Genomic DNA, 19338 nt, shown 5'->3' with positions numbered 1-19338 from the left:
ATTAGAAAAAAGTAAGATCGTCGGAATAGCTCGACCGGTCATGGGAAGTTGTCGCCGAAGCATGATTAATCAACTCTTCGGGCATCGTATAACTCAGCTCCATTGTCGATAGGGTTTGTTCGACGTTAATCATATCGGCATGACGCCTGTGTCCGGCTCCTTGCGTTTTTTCGATAGCATTTTGCAGGTGTTCTAGATTATGTTCGACATGATCTAGCATCTGAGTGACTCGATCCTGGAATTGCAGCGCCGTCAAAACCGAATAAATTTGATTGCGGATTTGCCCGCTATTATCCATCAATTCGGCCGCATCATCTTTAAAAGCTGTCAAAGTCGCTTTGATATCGGACAGAACTCGGTTGATCGCGTGATCGGCGGAATCGATATTTTGTTCGTCGCTTTCCGTCGACGACTCTGCCGTTCTTAGCGTTGTGTTCATCGCTGCAATAATTTCATTGACCGTCCGGCTGATTCTTTCGCCGGTCGTCGATGAAAAGCCAGCCAGTTTTCTGACCTCGTCGGCAACGACCGCAAAACCGCGCCCGTGTTCCCCGGCTCTAGCCGCTTCGATCGCGGCATTCAATGCCAGCAAATTAATTTGCTCGGCGACTTTACGAACTTCTTGCGCCATACTATCGAGGCTGTTGGTGTACGTCGATAGCTCTCTAACTTGATCGATCATGACACGTTCAGCTTGATTAATCTGATTGAGATTTTGAATAACGCCTTCCAAAGTCGCCCGGCTTCCGCTAAGCAATGAATCGATATGATCTTCCTGGCGACCTTGCAACGACCTTCCGGTTAACGCATCGATTTGCGAAACCATGCTTGAAAATTGAACCGATAACGTGGTAATTTCCTGCTCGGTATGAGCACGGGAGGTCCCGACCTGACGAATAACGATCGGGATGACCTCCATAATCAGCTTTTCCAGCTCTATCGAATAAGCATTTGCGTCGCTCAACTTGGCATTTTCATCGTTTTTCCACTGAGCATCCAAGCGCTTCAAACTCTCCTGTTGACGCTTAAACAATGCCAGCCCAATAACGAAACCTGTTGCGGTAAGTATTCCCAATGCGATAAAGCCGACGAGATTGAATGCGCCTTGCCAGATAGCTACCCCCCCCCCAAGCAAACCCAAACCTGTCGGCATACTGTAGAAGGCGAATTTTCCGTTTGCGGCAATTTTTGGCGTGTTATCGGAAAAAGACATTAAATACTTCCTTTTTTGGCTCGGTTAAGTTATCAATTATAGTAAAGTTTTACGCCACACAACACAATCAACGTTCTCTATTGGCCGCGATATGACCGATTAGCGCATGAATCAAGGATACAACGATTAGCATTTCACCGATTACTAAAAAAGAATTCGATTGCTTTCAGAGCTTGATTTACGAACACGCCGGCATCTATTTAGCACCCGAAAAAAAAGTCATGGTTGCCGGAAGGCTCGCCAAACGCCTACATTTTCATGGACTGACTAGCTACGGGGAATATTATCGTCTTCTGAGCAAACCCGAATTTGCCGATGAATTTCAAATCATGGTTAATTTTTTAACCACCAATGAAACCTATTTTTTTCGCGAACCCAAACACTTCGATTTTTTGCGGACAACTCTCTTAAAGTCTTGGCAGGGAGAACACTTTAACGCCTGGAGCGCGGCTTGCTCATCAGGGGAAGAGGCTTACTCGTTGGCGATGGTTTTAGCGGAAACATTAGGTCGAAAGAAATGGGATATACTAGGTTCGGATTTGAGCACGCGCGTACTTGACACTGCTCGAAACGGAATCTACCCGATGGCTCGCTTGGAACAAATGGATCCCGCCTTGCTAAAAAAATACTGTTTGCGTGGCGTACGCTCTCAAGAAGGTTTTTTCCGGGTCGACGAGTCGTTGATCGACCGAACGCACTTCGAGCAAATCAACTTGATGCACTCGCTACCTAACAAGCTCATCAAACACTTCGACGTGATTTTTTTACGCAATGTTTTGATTTATTTCGATCAAAACACCAAAAAAGCGGTTGTCGAGCGAATCGTCAAAGCATTGAAACCGGGCGGCTATTTTTTCATCAGCCACTCCGAAAGCCTGCACCGGGTAACTTGCGATCTGGAAATGATCAAACCGTCGATTTTCAGAAAAAATGATCGTTCTACCTTATAAAGAAACTCGCCGGGTGATTATCGAGCCCGGCGAATACTATGTTAGCACCAGCGGCGAGTTAATATCGACCCTGCTGGGTTCTTGCGTAGCCGCATGCCTCTTCGACCCTGTCAACAAAATAGCGGGCATGAATCACTTTTTACTCGCCTATCAGCATCATTCCAAAAGCCGTCCGATTATCGAAACCGAGGAAGGCCGTTACGGACTTTATGCCATGGAGCTTTTGATCAACGATATGATGAAAAAAGGGGCCAAAAAATCGCAAATTAAAGCCAAATGTTTCGGCGGCGGCAATGTACTACACTTACGTAGCGACAAAACCGACAAACTATCCGTCGGGGAAGTCAATATCGAATTTATCAAAACCTTCTTGGCGCAAGAAAAAATACCGATACTGGCGGCGAGCTTCGGAGGTATGGTAGGCCGTAGCATTCATTTCGTGAGTAGCGATTTTTCGGTATACGTCAAAACCATCGAAACCGCGCTTACACAACAGCTAGAAAAACAAGAGCGGTCTTTTTGGAAAAAACGCATCGATGCACAAGAAAAAATCAAATCGGACGTGGAATTTTGGTAAGGCAATCAACTAATTTCCTGATTAGCAAGTTTCTTCAGCTAAAGCCCAAAAACCAGCATATCCCTAGCAGGATGGGGCTTGCAACCCCGTCCTAAACGTTTTGACTTTGGCCGAAGTCAGCCGAAATGTTTAGGGCAAACCGAAACGTTGGAGACGGGTTAAATAACCCGTCCCGCAGAAGTGGCTACGACTGGCCACTGCTCGGACAGTTGGCTTCAGCAAGCTGAAGCCTCTTGCTAATCAGGACTAATTTTGCAGCAATTCCCAATTTGGAGATCAAAAAGGGTGTGGGGTATGCTTGGCGAGGATGTCGGCAGCAGGGCAGATTTTTGCTCCTGCAAAATCTGCATTCACGCCATCCTTGGCGCTTGCAGATTTTTGCTCCTGCAAAATCTGCCCTGCTGCCAAGCCCCCATGGATGGGTTTACGACGTTCCTCGACAGGCATACCCCACACCCTAAAATCGGCGAAACTGCTCAAACTGGGAATTGCTGCTAATTTTGCCTAACCCCTTCATATAAAAATCCAAAGCATGAATATCATTAAAGTTTTCATCGTAGACGACTCGGCAGTCGTTAGACAGGTTCTCACACAATTGTTCGAAGGCACCGCCGGTATCAACGTTATCGGATCGGCGCCCGATCCGATTTTTGCCTTGCAAAAAATGGAAAAAGAGTGGCCGGACGTGATCGTGCTGGATATCGAAATGCCGCGTATGGACGGCGTAACCTTTCTCAAGAAAATCATGCACGAACACCCGACTCCGGTCGTCATTTGCTCGACGCTAACCGAAAAAGGCGCCGAAGTGACGATGCAGGCAATGAGTGCCGGAGCGGTCGACATCATCACTAAGCCCAAGGTCAACCTACGCCACTTCCTCGAGGAATCCAACACGCTGATTATCGATGCCGTAAAAGCCGCGGCCCATGCCCGGGTCGGTAAAATAAAAAGCATGCCTTCAAGCACCGAGCCAAAACCCAAACAAAATGCCGATGCGGTCATCGCCCCATCGCATTTAAAACCTCTGTCGGAAACGACCGACAGGGTGATTGCCATAGGTACTTCGACGGGCGGTACTCAAGCCTTGGAATTCGTATTGACCAAACTCCCTAGAACCACGCCGGGACTGGTGGTCGTGCAGCACATGCCCGAGGCATTCACCGCTGCCTTCGCCAAGCGGCTTGACAGCCTTTGCCAAGTCTCCGTCAAGGAAGCCGAAACCAACGACCGAGTCATCCCCGGACAGGTTCTAATCGCTCCGGGAGGCAAACACATGCTGCTGCGCCGAAGCGGCGCGCAATATCGCGTCGAAGTCAAAGACGGGCCATTGGTCAGCCGGCACCGGCCGTCCGTGGACGTTTTATTCCGCTCCTGCGCGCAATCGGCCGGCCCGAACGCCGTCGGTATCATCATGACCGGCATGGGCGACGACGGCGCGAAAGGCATGAAAGAAATGTTCGATGCCGGCGCGTTCACCGTCGCGCAAGACGAAGCCTCCTGCATCGTCTACGGCATGCCCAAAGAAGCAGTGAAACTCGGCGGCGTATCCAAAACGCTGTCTTTAAATTCGATACCTGAACTCATCGTTAATTCGTCGTTCGGAGCACCTTTGGGCAAAGCTTCGAATACGACCGAATGAGTATCGGCAAATAGACCTTAATTTAGGCTATGTTCGCGTTAATAGTTGCAATTAATACTACGCCAAGTCGATGTAGGTACGCTGTGCGCAATGCAAGAGGCTCGTCCATAGATTACATGTGACCCTAGCAGGACGGGGTTTGCAACCCCGTCCTAAACGTTTTGACTTTGGCCGAAGTCAGCCGAAATGTTTAGGGCAAACCGAAACGTTGGGGACGGGTTAAATAACCCGTCCCGCAGAAGGTTCATGAAGGATTTCAAGAAATTACCTAAGCATTCTCGTTAACCTTTTTGGTGAGCGAAAATTCTCTACAAACGTGTAATAACTTATTGAATTAACCTCCTATTCTTCATGGTGAAATGCTTTTTCTAGGATAATAACAACAAAACTCTAAGATTAACCGAGGAGCCTAATAATGAATAAAATCAGCACTATTCAGATCATCGATAGTCTAGCCGAAATGACTCGGCATCACGACCGGGAAATCCTCGAAAAAAGCTTATTGAAGACCTTGGATGAGCTGACGACGGGGCAAGAATTCAAGCTGTACAGAGTGGTCGAAGCAAAACCCAAAATCTCGCTTGCTCTACTCGCCTATTCGGTCAATGGCGTGATCGAAACCGGTGGCAAACATACTAAAACACATTGCATTTCCGAACATCTGAAGGCGGGTATCGAAGCCGCCGTTTTACTAGGCAGTTTGGAGCAAATCCAAAACAAAGCCGGAAAGGTAACGCATTACATTTACCCGGCAATCGATCATGACAACGAAGTTTTCGCCATCTTGATCCAAGAATGCAAGGAAACGCCCGACTTGGATATTCTGCGTTATGCTCACGGCCTGCTCAAGGTATATGCCAACTATCTGGAATTGATCGACAACAGTCAACGAGACAAATTGACTCAGTTACTCAACAGGGAAACTCTCGACAAAGAACTCATCAGCATCCTGATCCGAAACAATGAAAAAAACCGTAGGCGCTTGATCAAACGCGAAAAAAACCCGCTTGGCTTTTGGTTGGGCGTTGTCGACATCGATCATTTTAAAGTCGTAAACGACCGGTTCGGGCACTTATTCGGCGATGAAGTGTTAATCTTAGTAGCCAGGCAAATGAAAAGCGACATTCGCGGCGACGAAGACCTGATTTTCCGCTTCGGCGGTGAAGAATTCGTGATTTTGTTACAAGCTTATGAAATGAAGGAGGCAAAATCGGTATTCGAACGTCTGCGAAAAAACATCGAGACTCATGAGTTTCCGCAACTAGGGCATGTAACGGTGAGCATCGGCATCATGCAAGTCACGAATCAAGACAGCCCCGCCGAAGTAATCGCCTGCGCCGACCAAGCCATGTACTATGCCAAGGAGCACGGCAGAAACCAAATCCGCATCTATGAAGAACTGCTCGAGCAAGGATTGATTGAAAAAGCGCCGCAAAGTCCGGAGTCGGGCGATGTGGAATTTTTTTAATGGGGCTCGATGACCTTTTTCTCAGATTTCGTCGTTCCGCTACTTTACAGTCAATGCTTATTATCCTAGGAAAGGATTTCACCATTAAAAATAAAAGGCTAATTCAACAGCTTGCCATGCTTTTGCAAAACAGTTTCGCTCTCCTGAAATACTTCAAGGATTTTTTCATGTGCTTCATGGTTAAATTGCCGAATTTAGGATTATAGGATCAATCGAAATACGTTAGCCCCAACAAATTAGATCGGTATTCATTTACCCGGCGCGTTATATTCTACCGGCAACACGATCCGAAACGTGGTGCCTTCGCCGACGCGGCTGCCCAAGCGAATTTCTCCGTGATGTTTTTTAATGATGCTGTACGAAACCGAAAGCCCTAAACCAGTTCCTTTACCGACCGGTTTGGTCGTAAAAAACGGATCGAAAATCTTATTGAGGTGCTTAGGATCGATGCCTTTTCCGGTATCCGCAATATCGATCCATACCCGGCCGCCGGCTTCGGTTCCGCTACGAATCGTGATCGTGCCTTTCTCTTCAATGGCATGCGCGGCGTTAACCAATAAATTCATGAACACCTGATTCAGTTGATGCGGCAAACACCAGACCCGTGGAAGATCGCCGTATTCTTTAATGATATCCGCTTTGTATTTGGTCTCGTTATGCACGATATTCAACGTACTATCCAAACAAGCCTGTAAATCCGCCCATTGCCAGTCATCGTCTCCGCCGACATGAGAAAAATCCTTGAGATCCTGCACGATTTTTTTGACTCGCTCAGCTCCTTCTCGCGATTCGCTTAACAAGTCGAGCACGTCTTCTTTCAAAAAAGGCAAGTCGATCTGCCGTTTAAATGCCTGTAACGGATCGATCCGTTCCGCATCGTTGCAAACCGCATCGATATTTTCATACATTTCTACAAGCTCAAGTAAGTCCTCTATATAGTTTTTCAACGATGTCAGATTAGAATTGATGTAGCCGATCGGGTTGTTGATTTCATGCGCGACGCCGGCTGCCAGCTGGCCGATCGACGACATTTTTTCCGATTGCATCAATTGCTGTTGCAGCTCCTGAAGTTGTGTCAACGCTTGCTGTAATTCCGTATTACGCTGTTTTAGCAAGTCCTCGGCCTTTTTATGCTCGGTAATATCGGCCGTGATACCGTCGATTCGTAGCGGCGCTTCGTTTTCATCGCGAACATAACGCATCGATTGATATAGCCAGCGCTGTTCGCCGTCGGGACGTACGATGCGGTAGGCGAGCTTCTGGGTACCGGCCGCAGGTAAATCGGCTAACCGGTTTTCAACGTTTTGTCTGTCCTTAGGATCAACGATGGACAACCATAAATCCGGCCTTTCGAAAAAATCCCGGACCGGTCTGCCGGAAATCACCTCGGCCGCATCGTTTAAATAGAGGAGTTTCAAGGTTCCAGGCTCCATCGACCAGACCACGCTGTCCAATGAATTTAGGATGTCATGCAAACGTTTTTCCGACTCTTCATAGCGTCGCCGGATAATCTGCAACTGGCGGTTAGCACCGGCCAGTTCTTGAATGTGCTTGCGTCGGTCGATGTTCAGCAGGATATTGTCGATCGCCAGCGCGATCGCATTGGCCATTAATTGGCCGCTTTCTAGATCCGCTTCGGTATATGTCGAAGGTTCATTTAATTTATTAACGCAAATCGTACCAATCGAGCGTTGTCCCGAAATCAGAGGCCAGCAAAGGGCCGCCGCAGGAATACGCGAATCGGATCTCGGACCGTGATTCTTGAAGCGGGGATCTTGATCGATTTTACCTTTGAGCAATAATGCGCACCGGTTCTCCAACACCCAACGAATGACTGCGCTTTGATCCGATATCGGCCGTCCGATATATTCTTCGGGCAATCCGGCTCCGGCTTTGATGACATAGCGTTCATTTTCAAGCATGGTCAACGAACCGGTATCGGCATCGAACCCTTCCAAAATAAAGCGAAGGATATCTCGGTAAAATTGACCGGGATTTTCGTGCAATGAATCGGATTGACCCAATTGGTACAATTCGCTGATCCATTGCAATTGCTTATTTTCATTGAACAGCATAGCGTCTCCAAAACTTGCTTTAGTTTCTTGTATACCCTTTGCTGGTCAAATTTCGGCACCGGGGGGTTCGTCAAAGGACGCCGTGAATACGTCCATGTAGGCTTTGTGACAGCATCCCTGCTGTCAAAGCCTTTGCCGCCCCCCCCGGCGCCTCCATGCGTCAATGCCGAAATTTGAAGTGCGATGGGCATACCTCAACTCTTTACTTCTTTTGACCAGAATTTAGCGATTTTAATGGTTTAACAAAACATCCCGACGAGGGGCGGGCTACTTAACCTATAAGCATTCTTGATAACGGACAATCTTCAATGTCTATTCGAACCGCCCGGGCACGGTTTTGGTACACGCAGCGTACCCTACGTTTTTTGTGATTATGGTTTGTAGCGCTGCTCTTCCGGCGATATCGGCTCAATCTCTGAATCGGTAACCGAAATCATTGGAGATCATGACTTAAACCTGGATTAACACAACAATAACACCTCTGGCGCCGCTGGAATAGCCCATCGCCCGCACCGAAACCGTCGTCTCGACGCCTCCTAGAGTTAAAATTCGAGCGGTATTATTATCCGGTAAAACGCCGCCGAAACATTGATCTACCCAGTTCATGACTTCCGACGGCATTACCTTGCTGGCTTGCAATCCGACCAGTCCGCCGACGGACGGACCGAGTAGCATTTTGTCCGATTCATGATTCGAGACGGCTATCATGCCTTGTTCATCGATACCCACCACCGCTACCGGCAAATGCTCGAGTATTTCTTGCGATACCTGCAGCAAATTGACATTGCGAATAATTTCCCGCGTTTTTTCTTTGACCTGGCGCTCCAACTCCCGGTTGAATTGCTGGAGTTCCTCGTTGGCGCTTTGCAACTCGGCGGTCAATCGCCGATTGTCGAAAGCCATCTCATAATGTTCAAACGCTATGCGGATATTATCCCGCAACAAATCGTCTTCCCACGGCTTGGTCAAAAATTTATAAATCGCTCCTTCATTGATCGCATTGGTGACCGATTCCAAGTCGGTGTACCCGGACAACATGATACGCATCGTGTCGGGGTAAAGAACTTTAACTTCGCTTAAAAACTCGGCACCGGTCATGTGCGGCATGCGTTGGTCGGAAACGATAACTCCTACGCGTTGTCGACCCAATAGTTCCAATCCTTCGGCACCGCTATTGGCCGTCAAAATTTGATAACCATCTCTACGCAAGGACCGTTTCAAAGCTTTGACGATATTGATTTCGTCGTCGACGAGTAAGAGCACACGCTCCGATGGCGATTCGGATTCAGTCATAAATAAACTCCTAAGAGACCTAAATTCGGCAATTTAACCATGAAGCACATGAAGTTCGTGAGGTATTTCAAGATGATATTCATAATCTTTTAGCAACCTTTCAGGAGTGCAAAATTGTTTTGCAAAAGCATGGCGGGCTATTGAATTGACTTGTTATTCTTCATGATCTTCATGGTGAAATGCTTTTTCTAGATTGATGAATATTGTAATCGTAGCCCTTTATTTCGACGCACGACTCAGAATAAACTCTGCGGCCCCAGAACACGTAATATTTCCTCACAAGTCGTCGTACCCGCGACTACCTTATCGAATGCATCGTCGAGCAGCGTTCGATAGCCGTTTTCAACCGCCATGGCTCTCAGGTCGCCGAAACTGGCCTGTGCGGTTATCAGATCGCGCATGGCTTCGTTGAGCGCCAATATCTCCATCAAGCAAACTCGGCCCTGATAGCCGGTATTGCCACAGTTTTCGCACCCTTTGCCCCGGTATACTTCGATCGCGTTTGTATTGAATAACGGGCCGAGCATGCGCATCGTTTCAGGATCGGGCGCGCAGACTTCCCGACAATGCGTGCAAATCTTGCGTACCAAGCGCTGAGAAATTACACCTTCGAGCCCGCTGGCGACGATGAATGGCTTCAAGCCCAAATCGATTAATCTTGCCACCGTTGCCAATGCGGAATTGGTATGCAGCGTAGAAAACACTAAATGACCGGTTAGAGCCGCCTGAAAGGCCACTTCGGCGGTTTCGAAATCGCGGATTTCTCCTAACAGAATCACATCGGGGTCTTGCCGTAAAATCGCGCGCAATATCACCGGAAAAGTCAATGCGATCTTTTCGCGCACATTGACCTGACCGGCCGAATCGAGAAAATATTCGACCGGCTCTTCGATCGTGAGATAGTTTTTTGTCGGTGTCACGCCGTGCTGCAGTAAGGCATAAAGCGTAGTCGTCTTGCCGCTGCCGGTCGGTCCGGTCGCGAGTACGATACCCTGCGGTTTGTTGATCAGATGCAACAATTTCTCCCGTTCCGATTCCGCAACGTCAAGGTTATCGATACTTTGAATCTGCGCGTTCCTGTCCAGAATTCGCATCACGACCTTTTCCCCGTTGATGACCGGCAGGGTCGAAATTCTAAGGTCGACGATACGCATCGGCGTTTTGACGGTAATCCGTCCGTCCTGAGGCCTGCGCCGCTCGGTGATGTCCATTTCGGCCATGACTTTGATGCGCGAAACGAGTTGATTGTGCAGTTGGTTCGGAATGTATATCTTGTCGAACAAAATACCGTCGATCCGGTAACGAACGACGATGCTTTTCGTTCGCGGTTGAATATGAATATCGCTGGCTCTCAGGCGTATCGCTTCGATGATGATCGAATTGACCAATCGTATTGCCGGCGGTTCGGACGTTTCCTGCAGCAATTGTTCGAGCGAAATATCGTCTTCGTGATCGATGACGACTTCGATCGTCTCGAACGGGTCGAGAGCGGAAACTATGGTTTCGATTTCTCCGAAGCTCGGCTCGTCGCCGTAAACGGCATTGATTTTTTTCTTGATCGCGGCGATATCGGCCATCACGGTTTCAATCGTCAAGCCGGTCATGAACCGTAATTCCGCCTGCAAGCCCATATCGAGCGGGTCGGCCATGACCAGTAACAATTGGCGTTGATCGACTTTCAACGGCAATACGCAATGTTGTTCGCACACCGAACGCGGCAACAGCTCGACCGCTTCGGGATTGACCTGAAACTCCGGCAGCGAGACTTCTTCGATGAGCAGTTCCTTACGTAAAATGCTGCGAATCGTTTTCTCGGCCACCCATTCGCGCTCCAATATCAATTTGAGCATCGAATCCTTTCGAGTCTGCTTGATTTTGTATAACTCTTGAAGCTGCCGATCGCTGAGCAATTGTTTTTTATGCAGCATGATCGCGATTCGGGCGCTATCGGACACGGCCAGTTTGCTGAGTCGCTTAATCTCCTTGCTTTTATTGACATTGTCGTGCTGGAGCTTTTTATTTTTTTCGATCAGGTCGTACTGTTCCAGCGCCAAGCCGACCGTGATACGCAAATCGTCGTTATTCCAGGGTTTGAGAATGAACTTATAGACCGCGCCTTCGTTGATCGCACCGAGTACCGCGCCGGTATCGGCCTCGCCGGTCAGCATGATCCGAATAATGTCGGGATGAAGCATTTTGACGCGCCGCAGCAATTCGGCTCCGTTCATGCCCGGCATTTTATAGTCGGAAATGATCAGCTGAAATTGACCGTTCGCGAGCGTGTGCAAAGCTTCGTCGCCGGACATAGCGACTTCGACGCGGTAGTTTTCCTGACGAAACACGCGCCGCAACGCGCTGAGTACGTTGGGTTCGTCGTCAACCAGTAATATGCCGTACGCCTTGGATGCTTGCTGCGTATCGTCTTGCTCGTCCGCGGCGTCGGTATTTTGGCCGCCGGTAAACAATGAGGCATAAAACGACATTGTTAAGACTCTTTAGGGTTCTGAATGGCGTTATGCACAGGTAAGTTAACCGTTACCCGAGTTCCCTTACCTATCTGGCTCACGATATCGATCGAGCCGCCGTGCTCTTTGACTATATCGTGACAAACGGTCAAGCCCAGGCCCGTCCCCTGCCCGACCTCTTTAGTCGTGAAAAACGGTTCGAACACATGCGGTAAAACCGTCTCCGGAATGCCTCGTCCGTTATCTTGAACTTCGAGCACGACAGCCCCGTTTCGAACAGCGGTGCGGATACGAATAATGCCGTTTGTTTCGATCGCATCTACCGCATTACCCAGCAGCCCGTATACGACTTGGCCTAATTGTGCGGATTGACATTGAATCGGCGTTTCCGAAGACAGTTCCAAAACGAGTTTCGCTTTTTGTTGCCATTGCGATTCGGCAACCTGGCAGATTTGCCGAACGATCGTATCGATATCGGCTCGTTCGGTTTCGGTTTGATCGATACGCGAAAACCCCTTCAATGCAATAACGATCTTCGCGATACGATCGAGTCCTTCGAGGCTTTCTTTCATCAAATCCTTGAAATCGTCGAGCAATAACGACAATTCCCGCTCTTCCCAGACTTTGCGTAAATCCTTCGATGAAGCCCCGTTATCGATCAAAGCATTGAATTCGTAAAACGATTCCAGATAGGATGCGGCGGTAGCGACATTGCTGCGAATGAAGCCTAACGGATTGTTGATCTCATGCGCCACACCGGCCGCCAACCGACCTACCGAAGCCTGCTTTTCATTTCTATAAAGCTTCAAATGCGCCTTTTCGATCGTTTTAACCTGCTCCTTGACGCGTATTTCCAAACTTTCGGACAGTTTTTTGTAGCGCGCTTCGGACGCTTGCAAAGCCACGTTTCTGCGCTGTAATTCCTCGAAATCGTCGCGCTGGGTTTGTAGATGAATATCGGATGCCAACAAATAGCGAGCATTGCAGCGCAAAATCAACTGCATCAAATCGGCCGCGGCACTCAAGCGTTCGGATGGAACGGCGGTTCGTGTCTGCAAAAAGCCGACAGGCTCCAGCTCGCCATGCAACGGCACCCGATCAACCGTCTTCGAGCTGTTGTCGCCGATTACGCTTGCCCCTGTATCGTCCACGACGCCGACCGTAGTGTCCAATAAGACATTCAATGCCGAAATCAAGCGGCTCTTGTCTATACCTTTCAAGAGCTCGTCAAGATTTAAATCGCGTTCGAAATCGCCCCCCGATTGAAAATCGTACATCGTCTCAACCTTTTGCCGATGATAATGAACCGCCCAACGTTTGCGCGATAAAGCTATCGCAATCGAGACCATGATCCGATTGCAAGCGGTACAGCCGATCGCAGGTTAGATAAACAGCCGCCAACAAAGCCTTGAAGGTCTCGATGATGCCCTCGCCGGTCAACGCCGAACTAAACAAAACCGGCCACGGCGCCTTTTCCCACCGCGCCATGATTTCCTGTTCGCTCAGAATTGCCGGCAAGTCGCGCTTGTTGAACTGCACGACCAACGGCAATTGCTGAAAATCGAGCCCGACGCGCGCGGCGTTTGCGGCCAAATTTTCAAACGACTCGCCGTTATTGACGCTTTGCGTCCGCTGCGAATCGGCAACGAACACGACACCATCGGACCGGGACAACACGGCCTTGCGCGTACTGTCGTGTATCACCTGCCCCGGCACCGTGTAAACCTTGAATTTGATCAATAACCCGGACGGTGCGCGAAATCCCAACGGCAATAAATCGAAAAACAAGGTTCGATCGTCGGCGGTTTCCATGATCATCAACTCGCCTTTCATATCGGGCGTCAAAATATCGTGCAGACGCATTAAATTAGTGGTCTTGCCGCTGAGCGCCGGGCCGTAATAAACCAGCTTGATCGTCAGTTTTTGACTGCTTTCGTCGTATTGAGCCATGACCTTAGGAAAAAATCGACCGATGAATAAAACATCCAGTATAGCCGCCATTCGCAAAACGAATTGCTGCCCATACACTTACGCCAGTCTACGCCAAACGAACGAAACAATTCAACTTTAGGCTATACTACGAAAATTATACGTTTAGCGCTGTTAAACTTAGGATTTGGTCATAAATAACTCCCCTATTTTTAATGCAAGGCAAGCAGGTTCGGTAACTCGCTACAAAACTCATAGCTCCAGGAAGTTATTTTTCACGAAATCCTTAACCGACTCGAATAATATGGATTCTATTTTAACTTGGAACGATAGTCTTAAATTAGGCATAACCAGCGTCGACGATCAGCACCGTCGACTTTTAGAGCTAATCAACCGTCTCGACGAAGCCGTAGCCTTAGGCCATGCCCCCGATACAATCACCGAACTTCTCGACGATTTGATCGATTACACACGCTATCATTTCGACGAAGAAGAGAAATTGATGCAACAATCGGACTTCGAGGAAGCATTGTTCATATCGCACAAAAACGAACATCGACAATTTGTCGAAACAATCGTCGAAGCGCGCAACCAGAAACCGGACAACGCATCTTTTTTACTACATCACCTTTTGGATTTTTTATTCGACTGGCTATACCGGCACATACTCGGCACCGATAAAAAAATGGCCGACCGCATTCTCGGTAAGCCGATTTCAGATGCGGCTAAGATCGACCAAGCCGGCATTATCATGCAAAGCAATCTCTATTCGGCTTTACGGGAAAGCGAAGACCGATTCAAGGAAATGGCCGATAATTTACCGGCATTGATATGGATTTCCAATGCCAAAAACATTCCGGTCTTCTGCAATCGTTACCGGCATAAAAAATTCAATATCCCCTTAGGCTCCGGCAACCATTCGCAATGGTTGGATATGATACATCCCGACGACCGGGATAAAGTTGCGGATACCTATGCCCATGCCGCATCCGACTTAAAAAAGTTCAAAATTCAATACCGCTTGCGTCGAGAAGATGAAAGTATTGTCTGGATTCTGGAAACCGGCGTCCCGCGAATCAGAAGAAACGGCAGTTTTGCCGGACTCATGGGCTGCGGCATGGATATTACCAATCAAAAGAATGCCGAAATCACAATCGCCCGCATCAATCAGTTATTGATGGAACAAGTCGAGGAACGGACGCAGCAGTTGCTCGATGCCAACAAAACCTTGGAAGCGGAAAAAAACGAACAAGTCCGACTGAATGCACGCCTAAAAGAAACCCAAGCCCATTTGATTCAATCCGAAAAAATGGCATCGATCGGGCAACTAGCAGCCGGTGTCGCTCATGAAATCAACAATCCGTTAGGTTATGTTTTTTCCAACCTGAATAGCTTAAAACAATACCTGAACGATATCCTGCTGTTTTCGGAGACCGCCGAAAAGCTTGCCCAAGAACTGCCCGCCGATAACCGCGAAGTTCTTGCTTATCATCAGCTCAAGGAAAACATCGATATCGATTATCTAAAAACCGACTTGTCGGATCTGGTCGATGAATCGATCGAAGGAGCAACGCGCGCGCGTAAGATCGTACAAGATCTTAGAGATTTCTCTCGAATCGACAAGCAGGAAATGGAACTATTCGACATCGAGGCCGGTATCGACGCCACCTTGAATATCATCCAAAACGAACTCAAATACAAGGCGAAAATCGTCAAGGAATATAGCGGATTAGAACCATATCGATGCATCGGCGCACAGATGAATCAGATATTCATGAACTTATTGGTCAACGCCGCTCACGCCATCGAAACGTTCGGTACTATTTATATCAGAACCGGAACCGAAAAAGACCATATTTGGATTGAAATCGAAGACACCGGAAAAGGTATTCCTGAAGAAATCCGCTCTAAACTTTTCGACCCGTTTTTCACGACGAAACCGGTTGGCCAAGGAACCGGATTGGGTTTATCGCTATCCTATAAAATCATCCAAAACCACAGCGGTAAGATTGAGGTAGAATCCTACATCGGCAAAGGCAGTAAATTCAGAATATGTTTACCGCTGACTTCCAATGGGTGCTAATGCGGCACAATGTTTATAGCTTGTTTTATACCTTTCGTACTTCAAATTTCGGCAGCACTTAAGGAAGCGCCGGGGACTCGACAAAGGCTTTGCCAGCATGGATTCTGGCATAGAGCTTACATGGATCTATGCACGGCGTCCTTTGACGAACACCCCGATGCCGAACTTTGGTCTACGATGGGTATACATTTTAGGATCATCACATATCAACCGACTGAAAGCCATCGGCTTTAGTTAACGTGAAGAGGAAATAATCCATGAAATACACATTACCATTACGACTGTGTTCAACGATCGTCATGAGCCTGTCGATATCTTTCGGCGCATATGCCGAAACCCAAGAACCGGCAACCGCACCGAACGGTATCGAAATGCCGAAAAATTACCAAAACTGGCAATTCATCGGCGTCGCGCACCGGACCGACAACAATTCGCTGCGCGGGATCCTCGGCAATAGCATCGCAGTTAAAGCCGCTCGCAGCGGCAATACCAGTCCTTGGCCGGACGGCACGATACTGGCCAAACTGGTCTGGAAAGACCGTCAGCACCCGCTCTGGGAAGCCGCGACGGTTCCAGACGGAATTCAACATTTCGAATTCATGATCAAGGACGCCAAAAAATTCCAAGCAACCCAAGGCTGGGGCTATGCCCGCTGGGTCGGCAAGGAACTGAAACCTTACGGTGATAACGCCGATTTCGCGCAGGAATGCGCCGGTTGCCACGCCAAGGCCGAAAAAACCGATTACGTGTTTACCCGCCCGGCCGAGATGCCTTAAATAAGACTATATTCGCGTTTGCAGTCGAAACGATTCTCTTTCCTACTAAGGATTAGACTGTAAATAACTTCCTTATTTTCAGGAGGGTTCGACTGCTCGATTGGCAGGTGTCGGCGGCAAGGCAGATTTTTGCTCCTGCAAAATCTACATTCATGCCATCCATGGCAATCAGTCACCGCCGTCAAGTCTACACGGAAGTATTCACGGCGTCCTGCCAAGCGAGTGACCGAACCCTCAACAAGACTCATAGTTCCAGGACGTTATTTATCACGAAATCCCAAATAAACCATTTAGAAGAAAGTCAACAATTGCTTTCCAATGCACTGCGCGATAGAGAGTACGGTTGTTCATTATCAAAGGAGCAGGTATACCTTTCGCACTTCAAATTTCGGCAATGTCCGAGGAGGCATCGGGGTGTTCGACAAAGGCTTTGCCAGCATAGAGCTGGCATAGAGCCTACAGGGACGTATTCACGGCTTCCTCTGACGGACACCCCGGCGCCGAATTTTGATATGCGATGAGTATATATCGGGCCCCGCGTTTTGATCGGCGTTCTAAATCAATCGATTAAAAATTCTTCGTCAAATCCATACCCGAATATAAAGACGCAACAGCTTCTCCATACCCGTTGAATAACTCGGTTTTGCGTTTCGGTGTGAATATACTTGCGCCAAGTACGCGTTCGCGGCTTTGGCTCCAACGCGGATGCGACACGTCAGGATTGACGTTGGCAAAAAATCCGTATTCATGCGGTGCGCTTTTATTCCAGGCCGTTTTCGGCATGTCCTCTTGAAAGCGAATCTTGACGATCGCTTTGATGCTCTTGAATCCGTATTTCCAAGGAATAACCAGGCGTAACGGGGCGCCGTTTTGGTTGGGCAAATCGTCGTCGTACATACCGGTTGCGATGAACGCCAGGGGGTGCATTGCTTCGTCGATACGCAAACCCTCGACATAAGGCCATTCCAATACACCACTTTTCTGACCGACCATGATCGACGGTTTATATAATGTCGTAAATTCGACATATTTAGCTTTCAGGGTCGGTTTGAACTGTTTGAGCATTGCACCCAGCGGAAAGCCGATCCACGGCACAACCATTGACCAAGCCTCGACGCATCTGAATCGGTAAATACGCTGTTCCAAGGGATTGGCTTTGAGAATATCCTCCAAATCGTAGACGCCAGGCTCTTCGACTTCGCCTTCGACGGCAACCGACCAAGGCCTTGTTGCCAAGCGCCGCGCCAGGACTGTCGAGTCGGTCTTATTAGTCGAAAATTCATAATAATTAGTGTAGTTGGCTACATCTTCAAATTTGTTCGGTTCAAGATCCGCCGAATAGGGACCGACCGGTACATCGGCATATTTTTTGTTTTTGGCCTCCGAAACACCCGGTAATGCCCCTGCTAAGGGTAACGTCAGCGCGGCTTTAATAATGCTTCTGCGGGCTTCGAAAACCGTCCGGTCGGTCACGTCGTTTTCCGAGACGACCGCTTTGGATTTAATCAACATAGCTATTCCTCTGAGTATTTTGCCGCCAGCCAATAATCGATGCTGACATAACGTCCGGCACCGATGAAAAACAATACCAACAACATAATAAAGTAAGTTGCGGCAAATTCGACTCCGTTATTCAATACGACGAAGGCCCCGTTTTCAGTCAGCCAGTCGTAATTGCCGTATTGCTGCAAGATCGATTTGGCCTGTTCCAGTCGCTCTACCGCACCGATCGTACGGTCGGTTGCAAATAATCCGGAACCGGTCGCAATCGCGAGCCAGCCGTTCTTGAGATGCACTAAAACTCCCGCCACCGCCATTACGATCATCAACGGTAATGAAATCAACCTGACTCCGAATCCAGTCAACAAAAAAACCGCTCCCAATACTTCGATCAATGCTACTAGGAATACCAGCAAATAAGGTAATGGCAAGCCCAATCCCCACTGTTCGTCACCAAACCACGCCGCCGTGTCGGAAAAATTGGCGAATTTTTTCGACCCGGCCATCCACAGTACCGGAACGAGATAAAGCCGCAACAACAACGGTGCGATAAAATCGGCACACTTAAGTTTATCCAGCCCCCTTAAAGCCCATCGCGTTCCGACAATACTCTTATCAAATCCTGCTTGCCAATCAATATCTTTTAAATTCATGATACTACCTCTCTGTGTTGGTTGACGATCCTCGTAACTTCAAATCAGCGATAATAATTAGCGCTCAGTCTTCCACATTAAATGTATCGACTGGTAGTCGTAATCCAAAATTCGGCGTCGAGGTGTTCGGCAACAGGCATAGACTTGGTAGTTTAAACCGGAGTTGCTTTCCCGACCCGCAATAACGTTTGCACCGCGAAGCTAGAGCTTCACGCAAGCATATCCCAAGCTGGAGCTTGGGAAACAGCGAATCTTTCATCTTTCATCTTTCACCTTTCATCTTTCACCTTTCATCTTTCACCTTTCACCTTTCACCTTTGCTATAGTTATCGCTTTTTGGCTCGAATCATATTAACGATGTCCGTAAGCTATTCCAATATTTTCGCAAACATTCCAAACCGATTACCCGAAGAACTCTTCGAAACCGTGTTAAAAACCGACCATGTCCGCATCGAGCGCATCGTCTCCAGGAATCATTCGACAAAAGCCGACCATTGGTACGATCAAGACTGGGACGAGTGGGTACTGCTCCTTCAAGGTGAAGCGAAACTGCGTTATAAAAACTGTCTCGAAGATATCGTTTTAAATCCCGGGGATTATTTATTAATCCCGGCACATACTTTACATCGGGTAGAATGGACCGATCGAAAAATCGATACGATTTGGCTTGCTATTCATATGACCGATAAAGTAACGACCGACTGCTAACTATATAAT

At 48.2% G+C, this 19338-nt stretch carries 16 protein-coding genes; 7 read left to right on the top strand and 9 right to left on the bottom strand.

Annotation, left to right across the window (positions count from 1 at the left end):
* Position 1: 1 nt before the first annotated feature.
* Positions 2-1213: a methyl-accepting chemotaxis protein gene (locus tag EQU24_RS23220; protein WP_017840538.1), complete on the bottom strand. Its 1212-nt coding sequence runs from the start codon at positions 1211-1213 to the stop codon at positions 2-4.
* Positions 1214-1323: 110 nt separating this feature from the next.
* On the opposite strand from EQU24_RS23220, the gene EQU24_RS05030 reads away from it, so the two are divergent.
* Positions 1324-2163 carry a CheR family methyltransferase gene (locus tag EQU24_RS05030; RefSeq protein WP_341867690.1) on the top strand — a complete coding sequence of 280 codons (840 nt, stop codon included), beginning with the start codon at positions 1324-1326 and terminating at the stop codon, positions 2161-2163.
* Entirely contained in the window at positions 2144-2740 is a 597-nt protein-coding gene (locus EQU24_RS05025; protein ID WP_017840540.1) for a chemotaxis protein CheD, read from the top strand. Before EQU24_RS05030 ends, EQU24_RS05025 begins: the two co-directional genes overlap by 20 nt.
* A 276-nt stretch (positions 2741-3016) precedes the next feature.
* On the opposite strand, the gene EQU24_RS22270 is transcribed toward EQU24_RS05025, so the two are convergent.
* Positions 3017-3187: a hypothetical protein gene (locus tag EQU24_RS22270; protein WP_017840541.1), complete on the bottom strand. Its 171-nt coding sequence runs from the start codon at positions 3185-3187 to the stop codon at positions 3017-3019.
* 85 nt (positions 3188-3272) lie between these two features.
* Between EQU24_RS22270 and EQU24_RS05020 the strand changes: the two genes are divergently transcribed.
* Positions 3273-4379: a protein-glutamate methylesterase/protein-glutamine glutaminase gene (locus EQU24_RS05020; protein WP_017840542.1), complete on the top strand. Its 1107-nt coding sequence runs from the start codon at positions 3273-3275 to the stop codon at positions 4377-4379.
* A 415-nt stretch (positions 4380-4794) separates the two neighbouring features.
* Positions 4795-5847 carry a GGDEF domain-containing protein gene (locus tag EQU24_RS05015; protein WP_017840543.1) on the top strand — a complete coding sequence of 351 codons (1053 nt, stop codon included), beginning with the start codon at positions 4795-4797 and terminating at the stop codon, positions 5845-5847.
* Positions 5848-6095: 248 nt separating this feature from the next.
* Here EQU24_RS05015 and EQU24_RS05010 read toward each other — a convergent pair whose 3' ends face one another.
* The 5 genes from EQU24_RS05010 to EQU24_RS04990 form a co-directional block, all read right to left on the bottom strand.
* On the bottom strand, positions 6096-7922 hold the full coding sequence (locus EQU24_RS05010; protein ID WP_017840545.1) for an ATP-binding protein: 1827 nt from the start codon (positions 7920-7922) through the stop codon (positions 6096-6098).
* Between the two features lie 450 nt (positions 7923-8372).
* Positions 8373-9215: a response regulator gene (locus EQU24_RS05005; RefSeq protein ID WP_017840546.1), complete on the bottom strand. Its 843-nt coding sequence runs from the start codon at positions 9213-9215 to the stop codon at positions 8373-8375.
* A 236-nt stretch (positions 9216-9451) separates the two neighbouring features.
* Positions 9452-11698, bottom strand: a complete 2247-nt coding sequence (locus tag EQU24_RS05000) for an ATPase, T2SS/T4P/T4SS family (RefSeq protein ID WP_017840547.1) — start codon at positions 11696-11698, stop codon at positions 9452-9454.
* Positions 11699-11700: 2 nt separating this feature from the next.
* Positions 11701-12957: a sensor histidine kinase gene (locus EQU24_RS04995; protein WP_017840548.1), complete on the bottom strand. Its 1257-nt coding sequence runs from the start codon at positions 12955-12957 to the stop codon at positions 11701-11703.
* Between the two features lie 4 nt (positions 12958-12961).
* Positions 12962-13681: a GTP-binding protein gene (locus EQU24_RS04990; protein WP_017840549.1), complete on the bottom strand. Its 720-nt coding sequence runs from the start codon at positions 13679-13681 to the stop codon at positions 12962-12964.
* A 232-nt stretch (positions 13682-13913) separates the two neighbouring features.
* Between EQU24_RS04990 and EQU24_RS04985 the strand changes: the two genes are divergently transcribed.
* Both EQU24_RS04985 and EQU24_RS04975 read left to right on the top strand, forming a co-directional pair.
* Entirely contained in the window at positions 13914-15692 is a 1779-nt protein-coding gene (locus tag EQU24_RS04985) for a bacteriohemerythrin (protein ID WP_017840550.1), read from the top strand.
* Positions 15693-15949: 257 nt separating this feature from the next.
* On the top strand, positions 15950-16468 hold the full coding sequence (locus EQU24_RS04975) for a cytochrome P460 family protein (RefSeq protein ID WP_017840551.1): 519 nt from the start codon (positions 15950-15952) through the stop codon (positions 16466-16468).
* A gap of 567 nt (positions 16469-17035) precedes the next feature.
* Here EQU24_RS04975 and msrP read toward each other — a convergent pair.
* Positions 17036-17980, bottom strand: coding sequence for a protein-methionine-sulfoxide reductase catalytic subunit MsrP (gene msrP / locus EQU24_RS04970; RefSeq protein WP_017840552.1), 945 nt, complete (start codon positions 17978-17980; stop codon positions 17036-17038).
* 2 nt (positions 17981-17982) lie between these two features.
* Positions 17983-18621 (bottom strand): HvfX family Cu-binding RiPP maturation protein, encoded by a 639-nt coding sequence (locus tag EQU24_RS04965; protein ID WP_017840553.1) that lies wholly within the window; start codon positions 18619-18621, stop codon positions 17983-17985.
* A gap of 357 nt (positions 18622-18978) precedes the next feature.
* Here EQU24_RS04965 and EQU24_RS04960 point away from each other — a divergent pair, with 357 nt between their 5' ends.
* Entirely contained in the window at positions 18979-19329 is a 351-nt protein-coding gene (locus EQU24_RS04960) for a cupin domain-containing protein (protein WP_017840554.1), read from the top strand.
* Positions 19330-19338: the final 9 nt, after the last annotated feature.

This window comes from Methylotuvimicrobium buryatense, assembly GCF_005931095.1.
Taxonomy (GTDB): Bacteria; Pseudomonadota; Gammaproteobacteria; order Methylococcales; family Methylomonadaceae; genus Methylotuvimicrobium; species Methylotuvimicrobium buryatense.
The sequence above is the reverse complement of the archived record's forward strand: the minus strand, read 5'-3'. Positions and strand labels throughout refer to the sequence as shown.